Genomic DNA, 8,973 nt, shown 5'->3' with positions numbered 1-8,973 from the left:
TCGTGATCGACGCCTGTCAGGCCCGGCTCGGTAACCGCCGGATCGCGGCGCTACTCGACCGCGGCTTCATCGTGCTGCTGACCGGATCGAAGTACTTCGCAGGTCCCGCATTCAGCGGCGCGGTGCTGCTGCCGCCGCAGCTTGCCCAAGCCGTCGGCGCGCTGCCGCGGCTGGCGCCGGGACTTGCCGACTATCTCGGCCGCAGCGACTGGCCGCAGCGCTGGCAGGCGTTGCGCGCGCAATTTCCGGCCGAGCCGAATTTCGGCCAATGGCTGCGCTGGGAAGCTGCGCTCGAAGAGATCCGCGCTTACGTGGCAGTGCCCGCAAAGCTGCGCCGCGATGTCGTGCGCCAGCTCGGCGAGGACTTCGCCCGACTGATTGCCGCCTCACCGTCGGCGCGGCTGCTGCCGCCGCAATCCCCCGCCGGGCGCGGCGATGAATTCGCTCGGCCGACGATCTTCGCCTTCACGCTGCATAGCGACGGACACCCGCTCTCGCTGGCCGATTGCCGCGCGCAGCATCGCGCCCTTGCCGAGGGCACCGCGTGCCTGCTCGGCCAGCCGGTCGGCTGGGGCGGCCGCCACGATGACGCGGTGGCGGCGCTGCGGCTGTGTATCAGCGCCCGCCACATCATCGACATTCACGCCGATCCCGGCGCGCAGGGCCGCATCGTCGCGGATGCGGCAGCCGCGATGGCCACGCTCGAAGCGCTGCTGCGCCAGCCCTCTGTTTCCACCGACAACGCCGCCAAGGAACATCATGTCCACTAACCCCTCCCAGCTTGTCGCCGCCGATCGGATCGGCTTCGCCCGCCTGACCAAGCGCGCCTTCGACGGCGAGAATCTGTATCCGCTGTGGCAGGAGCTGATGAGCAAGACCGACGCCGGCACCGCGACGCCCGGCGAGCAGCTCGATCTGGCGCTGATCACGCAATTGTTCGGCCACAAGCAGGCCGGCCTGTCGGTGCAGACCGAGACGCTGAAGCAGCAGCAGCTGTTCCGCTCGCCCTGCGCCAGCGACAATCCGCGGCTGCGGGTGCTGGCGCTCGCCGCCGACATCGACATGGGCGGCAACACCCCGATCGAATTCCTGCTGCAGGATTCCGGCATCGAACTGCAGACACTGTATGTGGTCGACGGCGTGCCGCTGCCCGATCCGCTGCCGGCGCACGACGTCGCGATCGTGATCGCCTCCGACTCCGATGAATGCATGAGCGCGCTCGCGGCGATCGAAGCGCGCGTCGCCAACTGGCCGGCGCCGCTGCTCAACCCGCCGCACCTGATCCGCCATCTCGACCGCGACAAGCTGTACCGGCTGATCGGTGACATCGAAGGGCTGGAGATCCCCGACACCATCTCGGTCGGCCGCGACACGCTGGTCGCCGCCGCCAACGGCTCGGCAATGCTGCCGGAGATGACCGGCGGGGTCGATTTCCCGATCATCGTCCGGCCGCGCGGCTCGCATGCCGGCTTCGGCCTCGCCCGCATCACCGACAGCGTCGCGCTGCTCGACTATCTGCGCGACCGCCAGGAGAGCGATTACTTCATCGCCCGCTACGTCGATTACGCCAGCGACGACGGCCAGTTCCGCAAATATCGCGTCGTGGTGGTGGACGGCAAACCGTATGCCTGCCACATGGCGATCGCCAACCGCTGGGACATCTGGTACCTCAACGCCGGGATGGCCGAGGACGAGGTCAAGCGCCTCGAGGAAGCTGCGTTCTTCCACACCTTCGATTTCGGTTTTGCGCTGCGCCACAAGACCGCGCTCGACGGCATGATCGAGCGGATCGGGCTCGACTACTTCACCATCGACTGCGCCCAGACCCCGCGCGGCGATCTGTTGGTCTTCGAAATCGACAACACCGCGGTGGTCCATGACATGGACAGCCCGGAGCTCTATCCCTACAAGCCGCCGCAGATGCACAAGATCTTCGACGCCTTCGCGTCGATGCTGGAGCGCCGCGTAGCGTCGCGTCTGACGAGCGTGGCGTGAGCGACGCGGACCGCGCCGGCGCGAATGCCGGCGCAACGAGCCTCGATCCTGACAATTGGGACGCGCTGCGCGCCGATGCGCATCGCATGCTCGACGATATGCTCGACTACATCGCGGGCGTGCGTGACCGTCCGGTGTGGCAACCGATCCCGCCCGCGGTGCGCGCCGGCTTTGCCGAGCCACTGCCGCGCCAGGGCACGCCGCTGCCCGAAGTCTATCGCCGCTTCACCGACGAGATCGCGCCTTACGCCACCGGCAACGTCCACCCCGGCTTCATGGGCTGGGTGCATGGCGGCGGCACTGCGGTCGGGATGCTGGCCGAAATGCTGGCGGCCGGGCTCAATGCCAATTGCGGCGGCCGCGACCACATCGGCATCGAGGTCGAACGCCAGATCGTGCGCTGGCTGCGCGAATTGTTCGGCTTTCCGCAAACCGCCAGCGGCGTGTTCGTCACCGGCTCGTCGATGGCGAACTTCATGGCGCTGCTGGTCGCGCGCACCGCCGCGGTCGGACCGCAGGTGCGCGAGGGCGGGCTGCCGGGCGAACGGCTCACCGCTTACGCCTCCGCAGCGGCGCATGGCTGCGTGGTGCAGGCCGCCGATTTGGCCGGACTCGGCCGCGGCGCGCTGCGGCGGATTCCATTCGGCACGGATCATCGCATCGATATCGACGCGCTGAAGCGGCGGATCGCGCAGGATCGCGCTGCCGGCTGTCAGCCGTTCCTGGTGACCGGCTCGGCCGGCACCGTCGATGTCGGCGCGATCGACGATCTCGCGGCGCTTGCAGACCTATGCCGCGACGAAGGGCTGTGGTTTCACGTCGACGGCGCCTATGGCTCGCTCGGCATGCTGTCGGACGAAATCGCGCCCAAGCTGAAAGGCCTGTCGGAAGCGGATTCGATCGCGCTCGATTTCCACAAATGGGGGCAGGTCAATTACGACGCCGGCTTCCTGATCGTGCGCGACGGCGATCAGCATCGTGATACGTTCGCGGCGCCGGCCGCTTACTTGCGGCGCGAGACCCGCGGCCTCGCCGGCGGCTCGCCGTGGCCGTGCGACTACGGTCCCGACCTGTCGCGTGGTTTTCGCGCGCTGAAGACCTGGTTCACGCTGAAGACCTTCGGCGCCGACCGGATGGGCGCGATGATCGCGCAGACCTGCAAGGTGGCGCGCCATCTCGAAGCCCGCGTCGAACGCGAGCCGCAACTCGAGATGCTGGCCCCGGTGACGCTGAACATCGTCTGCTTCCGCTATCGCGCCGCACCGAACGTGATGGACTCGCTCAACGCCGAGATCGTCGCCGACTTGCACGAATCCGGCATCGCCGCGCCATCCTCGACCACGGTCGACGGCGCTTTGGCGATCCGCGCCGCAATCGTCAACCACCGCACGACGTTTGCGGATGTCGACCGGATGGTGGATGCGGTGCTGAAATTCGGAGCGCAGCGGGTTGGGTAGTTAGCCTTCCGCGGGTGAAGTGCCGAGGAGCACGCCCTCTCATTCGTCATTCCGGGGCGCCGCGCAGCGGCGAACGCGGAATCCATCATCACCGCGCTTGCGGTGAATAACGGTGCCTGACGCGCGGTGCCTTATGGCGAGTCCCGGGAGTATGGTTTCCGGACTTGCGCGCGGCGCGCGCAATCCGGAATGACGATGGAGAGGTAGAGGAGAGATTCCGGGTTCGCTCACTTCGTGAGCGCCCCGGAATGACGGAAGAGAGGTTGTTAGTTCGCCGTCCAGAACGCCGGCTTGGCGGGCTCCAGCCTTCCGCCGATGCGGACCGGGGCGATCTTGATGGCGAGGCCGGTGGCGTTGTCGGTTTCGACCGCGACGCCGCTCAACGTGGCGTCGCCATTGGCCGGTTCGAACCGGCCCTGCGGAATGCCGGTGAGGAAGCGATGCACCGGCTCGTCCTTGTGCATACCGATCACTGAATCATAGTCGCCGGTCATGCCGGCGTCGGTCATGTAGCCGGTGCCGTTCGGCAGGATCTGATGATCGGCGGTCGGGACATGCGTATGGGTGCCGACGACGAGGCTGACCCGGCCGTCGCAGAAATGGCCCATGCCCTGCTTCTCGCTCGACGCCTCGCCGTGGAAATCGACCACGATGGCATCGGCGGCATCACGGAGCGGACAGGCTTCGAGTTCACGCGCGATCGCAGCGAACGGATCGTTCAGCGGCTCCATGAACACGCGGCCCATCGCGTTGATCACCAGCACCCGGGCGCCGCTGCGGGTGTCGACCAGCGCCGCGCCGCGGCCCGGCGTGTGGCGCGGGAAGTTGATCGGGCGGACCAGGCGCGGCGCACGCTCGATGAACACCAGCGCTTCCTTCTGATTCCAGGCGTGGTTACCGAGCGTCACCGCGTCGGCGCCGGCATCGATGAAATCGTTGTAAATCGCCTCGGTGATACCAAAACCGCCGGCGGCATTCTCGCCATTGACGATGGTGCAATCGAGCTGCCAGTCGCGGATCAGGCCCGGCAGATGCTCGGCGATTGCGGTGCGGCCGGATTTTCCGACCACGTCGCCGATGAACAGAATGCGCAAACTATCGACTCCGGAAAGTGAGCAGGCCCTGCTCCGTTAGCACATAATCCAGCACCACGTCGTGGGCAGCGGCCGGAACGGTGGGGATTTGCTGCATTGCGAACGCCAAACCGATCGCCACCACCGGCCCACGCGCGCGCAGATATTCCAGCGTGCAGTCATAGTGACCGGCGCCGTAGCCGATGCGATGGCCGGCGGCATCGAACGCGGCGAGCGGCACCAGCACGATGTCGGGCGTCACCTCCGGTGCATCCGGCGACGGCTCACGAATGCCGAGCGCGCTGCGCGGCAACGCATCGCCGTCGCGCCAAGCCCTGAACACCAGGGGCGTGCCTTGCCGCGTCACCACCGGCAGCGCCAGCCGGGCCCCGCGGGCGGCGAGCACGTGCATCAACGGAAACGGATCGAGTTCGCCGCGGATTGGCGCATAGCCGGCGACAATCGCTCCGTCCGGCAGCGGGATCGGCAGCCCGCGCGCAGCGATCGCCGCGGCTGCGGCGCTGCGGTCGTCCTCGCTCAATGCCGACCGGCGCGCCAAAGCGGCGGCGCGCAGCGCGGTTTTGGCATCGCTGGGAGCGGCGGAAAGATCGGACATCGGCGGGTTATAGGCGGCCGCGGCGCAGGGATGAAGCTCGGGCGACCGTCAGTCCGGCTTGCCGCCGGACAAGATGGTTAAAGTGCGAGGCCGCGGTGACCGTTGAAGCACTCGATCCCGGAGTTCCCTACGAAAGTAGGTGGGCACCATATGACCGGGTCCACGGACCCGGCCAGGGACAGTTCCCGAAAGGATCGATAAGGCCCCGGGGATATATGGCTCCTGACGCGTCCCGCAGCTTCGCCCAACCAATGTAGCGATCATACCGCCGGTTCGCCAGCCCGCTCCGGGGAATTCGCGGCAACGATGAACCACCTGACGTGGACAACCGTTTCGGCTATCAAGAGCTGTCCCACGATCGCCACGAAGCTCGGCGACTCAAGCGAGGACGCTCAACCCGGATCGCCATGGCCTCGAAGTCCAGCACCACCATCGCCCGCAGAGCCCGCACCCGGGCCGAAGCCGATTTTGCGACCTGGCTGATGATGGCCAAGCTCGGCAGCTTCGACACCCTGCCCGACAATGCCCAGAAGGTGCTGAACGGCTATCGCGAGCGGCTCGACCGGATGAGCGAGATCGAGTCCAAGACGATCGCGGTGCGCGAGACCTATCAGGCCTATTACAGCGACATGGGCGGCACCGGCGAAGCCCCGGAGCCCGAGCCGCGCTCGCCACCGCCGGCCGACCGCGGCGAGGCAGTGGTCGACAACGTCGTCCGCTTCAAGAAGCCGCAGAAGCCGAAGGTGACGCGGATGGCCGATCGCGGCGCTCGTCCCGCACCATCCGGCGGCGCCCGTCGCCCGATCCCCGCGCTGCTGATCTTCGCCGCCCTGTGCGCGATCGTGGTGGCGTGGAAGTTTCTGACCAAGTAGCGCAGCCGGCAGCTCATCGCCGACGCCCCAGTTCTCGATACTTCCCCAAACGCACCACGCGCGGACCGCGGCGGAAGATGCCGCCGAGCCGTCCGAGCAGCCGAACGCTGATCACTGCCGCGTAGGAAAACACCGCCGCGAGGAACAGCACGCGGACTGCGATCTGGAACCAATTCAGGTCCTCACCCGTCATCTGCCGACACCTTCGCAAAGAAGGTCAAGGACAGGTGGACTGAAACGTTCCTCAGCCGAGCCAAGCGCGGGAGACAGCAGCGTGAACGAGAGCGTGAACGACGACGGGCGCGATCAGGCGCCGAACCAGGACAAGGCTGCGGCGAGGCCGCGCAAATCCGCCGAGAAGCGGCTGCCGCTGGTCGACAATCTGATCGACATGGTGGTGGACGGCGCGGTCGAGATCACCAAGGTCGCGGCCAAGCGCGCGGTGCGGCGGCTGGTGAGCGGTCCGGTCAAGGCCACAGTGACGAAGGCTGCGGCGCGCGCCGGCCTCGCCGAATTCACCAAACCGCTGGCCAAGCCCTCGCCGAACAAGAGCAAGACCGCCGCGAAGGCGGGAGCAACGTCGGGCGCGAAGAAGGCGGCCAAGACCACGACGAAGCCGGCCGCCAGCAAGTCTGGAGCTTCCAAGGCCAAGACGTCGAAAGCCCGCACGCCGAAGGCCAAAACGACAAAGCCCAAAACCTCGACGTCAAAGACTTCGCCATCAAAGACCGCGCCATCAAAGACTGCCAAGGCGTCGAGCGCGAAGTCCAAGACGACGAAGTCTGCGGCTTCGAAGTCAAAGGCGAAGTCCGCGAAGACGGCAAAGACGAAAAAGCGGTGAGAGGCGAGAACGTTAGTTCGACGTCGTAGTGAGCGAAGCGAAGCAATCCAGCGTCTCGCACCGCTGGATTGCTTCGTCGCGGAGATTACATGCCGCGTTCGATCGGCTGTTCGACGGCACCACCGGCTTCGGCCCAGTCTTTGAAGGCGCCGAGGTTGAACACCTTTTCGTAGCCGAGATCCTTCAGCACCTTGCCGGCCAGCGCCGAGCGGCCGCCGGAAGCGCAGTACACGATAACCGGGCGATCCTTGGCGAGGTGCTTGTCGTGGAACGGCGAATCCGGATCGGCGCGGAATTCCAGCATGCCGCGCGAGATGTTGACGGCGCCGGCGACCTTGCCGGTGTTGCCGACTTCCGGCGCATCGCGAACGTCGATCACCAGTGCGCCCTGCTCGATCAGATGGCGTGCGTCGTCGACGCTCACCCGCGGCACCGCGGCGTTGGCGGCTTCCATCATCTGCTTCAAAGTGGTCATGGCAGTCTCCTGTGGGACATGGCTCAGCGGATCAGCCAGCGCGGCGTCGCCGCCGCGTAGTCGATCCAGGCATTGCCGAAACGAATCGCGAGATGGCGCTCCTCGCGGCGAATTGCCAGCCGGTCGACCAGCACCGCCATCAACAAAGCGAGCGGCACGAACCAGCCATTGCCGGCGGCAAGCCCGATGCCGATCAACAGCAGCGTGTTGGCAAGATAGATCGGGTTGCGGCTGAAGCGGAACGGGCCCCAGGTCACCAACCGGTCGGCGGCGCGGTGCGGCAGGATGTTGGTGCGGGCAGCCCGCATCGTCAGGATCGCCCAGCCGTCGATGGCGAAGCCGAGTGCGGCGATCCCATAGCCGGCCCACATCACGATGTTGCTGCGCGGCAAGGGCAGCGGCAGCACCATGCCGAACCCGATCGCGATCACGGCCGCGATCGCCAGCAGCATCGGCGGCCACGGCAGTTTGTTCGGGCGGGAGCCCTCGGAACCAGTCATTGCAACTCGTCGGCGTACATTCGATCAACCGAATATATCGGTGGTCATGCCGATATACCAGCCGGCCGCTTCACGCGCCTGCTTGGCGCGGAGCTGCGGGCTCTCGTCGAGCTGCGAGGTATAAGGGTCGGACATCACGATCTTGCCGTCCTGCGGCGTATAGCGCGCGCCGTTCTTGATCGCATCGTCGGGGGCGATGTCGCTCCAGCAATGGTTGGTGAAGCGCACCGGCATCCGGCGGTCGCCGATCAGATCGGCGCGGATGATCATCGCGGCGGTCTTGCCCTCGTTGTTGGCGGCGAAGCCGGACTTGGGAAACTCGCCGCCGGTCGCAGAATCGCCGATCACATGGATCGACGGATCGATCAGCGACGCCATCGTGCCGGCATCCACCGGGCAGAATCCGCTGGCATCGGCGAGCCCAGCGTCGCGGCCGAGCTTGCCGGCGATCTGCGGCGGGATGACGTTGACCAGCGCCGCCTTGTGGGTCTCGAAATCGGTGGTCACGGTCATCGCCTTCGGATCGACCGCCTTGATGCCGCCGTGGATGGTCGGGTCCTGCCACTCGATCATGCCGGAGTAGTGCCGCTCCCAGCCGTCGATGAACAAGGTCTGCATCGCGAAGTGATCCTTGGCGTCGAGGATCACGATGCGGGCGTTCTTGACGCCGCGGCTCTTCAGCGCGTGCGCCATCATCGAGGCGCGTTCGTACGGCGCTGGCGGACACCGATACGGATTGGGCGGCGCGATGATCACGATCAGCGCGCCATCCCCGAGCGCATCGAGCTGGCTCTTCAGCAATTGAAACTGCGCGCCTCCGCGATAGCCATGCGGCATCCGCTCGGCAGCGGCTTCGGAATAACCGGGGACCGCGTCCCAGCGGAAGTCGATCCCCGGCGACAGCACCAGCCGGTCGTAGCCGAGCCGCGCGCCACTGGCGGTGCGGACTTCCTTGTTGTCGCGATCGATCGCCGAGACCTGATCGAATACCAGGCCGACGCCATGCGCGGCGACGCCTTCGTAGCCGAACGTCAGCGTCTCGAACGACTTCAACCCGCCGAGATACAGGTTCGAGGTGAACGGCGTCACGTAGCGGCGGTTGGCTTCGATCAGCGTGACGTCGATCGCATCATTGCCGTGGCGC

The 8,973-nt window shown here is 66.6% G+C and carries 10 protein-coding genes, 1 other RNA gene and 1 pseudogene; 5 read left to right on the top strand and 7 right to left on the bottom strand.

Translation table 11 applies throughout. From position 1 onward, the window contains the following. The 3 genes and pseudogenes from DYI24_RS15060 to DYI24_RS15050 all read left to right on the top strand — a co-directional run. A pseudogene (locus DYI24_RS15060) lies at positions 1 to 770 on the top strand (hypothetical protein); the annotation flags it as partial. Continuing rightward, entirely contained in the window at positions 760 to 1,995 is a 1,236-nt protein-coding gene (locus DYI24_RS15055) for an ATP-grasp domain-containing protein (protein ID WP_164572860.1), read from the top strand. The pseudogene DYI24_RS15060 and the gene DYI24_RS15055, both read left to right, overlap by 11 nt. Then, the gene (locus tag DYI24_RS15050) at positions 1,992 to 3,452 is read left to right on the top strand and encodes a pyridoxal phosphate-dependent decarboxylase family protein (protein ID WP_164572859.1); all 1,461 of its coding nucleotides are present in this window, start codon (positions 1,992 to 1,994) and stop codon (positions 3,450 to 3,452) included. The genes DYI24_RS15055 and DYI24_RS15050 overlap by 4 nt, the downstream gene beginning before the upstream one ends. A 266-nt stretch (positions 3,453 to 3,718) precedes the next feature. Here DYI24_RS15050 and DYI24_RS15045 read toward each other — a convergent pair whose 3' ends face one another. The 3 genes from DYI24_RS15045 to ssrS form a co-directional block, all read right to left on the bottom strand. Continuing rightward, positions 3,719 to 4,546: a TIGR00282 family metallophosphoesterase gene (locus DYI24_RS15045; protein ID WP_013504318.1), complete on the bottom strand. Its 828-nt coding sequence runs from the start codon at positions 4,544 to 4,546 to the stop codon at positions 3,719 to 3,721. Position 4,547: 1 nt separating this feature from the next. Further along, positions 4,548 to 5,141 (bottom strand): 5-formyltetrahydrofolate cyclo-ligase, encoded by a 594-nt coding sequence (locus DYI24_RS15040; protein ID WP_164572858.1) that lies wholly within the window; start codon positions 5,139 to 5,141, stop codon positions 4,548 to 4,550. Between the two features lie 83 nt (positions 5,142 to 5,224). Next, positions 5,225 to 5,385, bottom strand: a non-coding RNA gene (gene ssrS / locus DYI24_RS15035) — 6S RNA. Between the two features lie 163 nt (positions 5,386 to 5,548). On the opposite strand from ssrS, the gene DYI24_RS15030 reads away from it, so the two are divergent. Beyond that, positions 5,549 to 6,013 carry a hypothetical protein gene (locus DYI24_RS15030; protein ID WP_107346026.1) on the top strand — a complete coding sequence of 155 codons (465 nt, stop codon included), beginning with the start codon at positions 5,549 to 5,551 and terminating at the stop codon, positions 6,011 to 6,013. Positions 6,014 to 6,026: 13 nt separating this feature from the next. On the opposite strand, the gene DYI24_RS15025 is transcribed toward DYI24_RS15030, so the two are convergent. Then, positions 6,027 to 6,206, bottom strand: coding sequence for a cadmium ABC transporter ATPase (locus DYI24_RS15025; protein ID WP_107346027.1), 180 nt, complete (start codon positions 6,204 to 6,206; stop codon positions 6,027 to 6,029). Between the two features lie 81 nt (positions 6,207 to 6,287). Between DYI24_RS15025 and DYI24_RS15020 the strand changes: the two genes are divergently transcribed. Continuing rightward, entirely contained in the window at positions 6,288 to 6,854 is a 567-nt protein-coding gene (locus tag DYI24_RS15020; protein WP_164572857.1) for a recombinase RecQ, read from the top strand. 85 nt (positions 6,855 to 6,939) lie between these two features. On the opposite strand, the gene DYI24_RS15015 is transcribed toward DYI24_RS15020, so the two are convergent. The 3 genes from DYI24_RS15015 to DYI24_RS15005 form a co-directional block, all read right to left on the bottom strand. Further along, the gene (locus DYI24_RS15015) at positions 6,940 to 7,329 is read right to left on the bottom strand and encodes a rhodanese-like domain-containing protein (RefSeq protein WP_107346029.1); all 390 of its coding nucleotides are present in this window, start codon (positions 7,327 to 7,329) and stop codon (positions 6,940 to 6,942) included. Between the two features lie 23 nt (positions 7,330 to 7,352). Beyond that, complete coding sequence (locus DYI24_RS15010; RefSeq protein WP_164572856.1) at positions 7,353 to 7,829, bottom strand: methyltransferase family protein; 477 nt, start codon at positions 7,827 to 7,829, stop codon at positions 7,353 to 7,355. 24 nt (positions 7,830 to 7,853) lie between these two features. Further along, the coding region (locus DYI24_RS15005; RefSeq protein WP_164572855.1) for an NAD(P)/FAD-dependent oxidoreductase at positions 7,854 to 8,973 on the bottom strand (1,120 nt) is incomplete at its 5' end.

The organism is Rhodopseudomonas sp. BR0C11 (assembly GCF_010820945.1).
Lineage (GTDB): Bacteria > Pseudomonadota > Alphaproteobacteria > Rhizobiales > Xanthobacteraceae > Rhodopseudomonas > Rhodopseudomonas palustris_H.
This window is presented reverse-complemented; position numbering and strand designations above follow the sequence as displayed.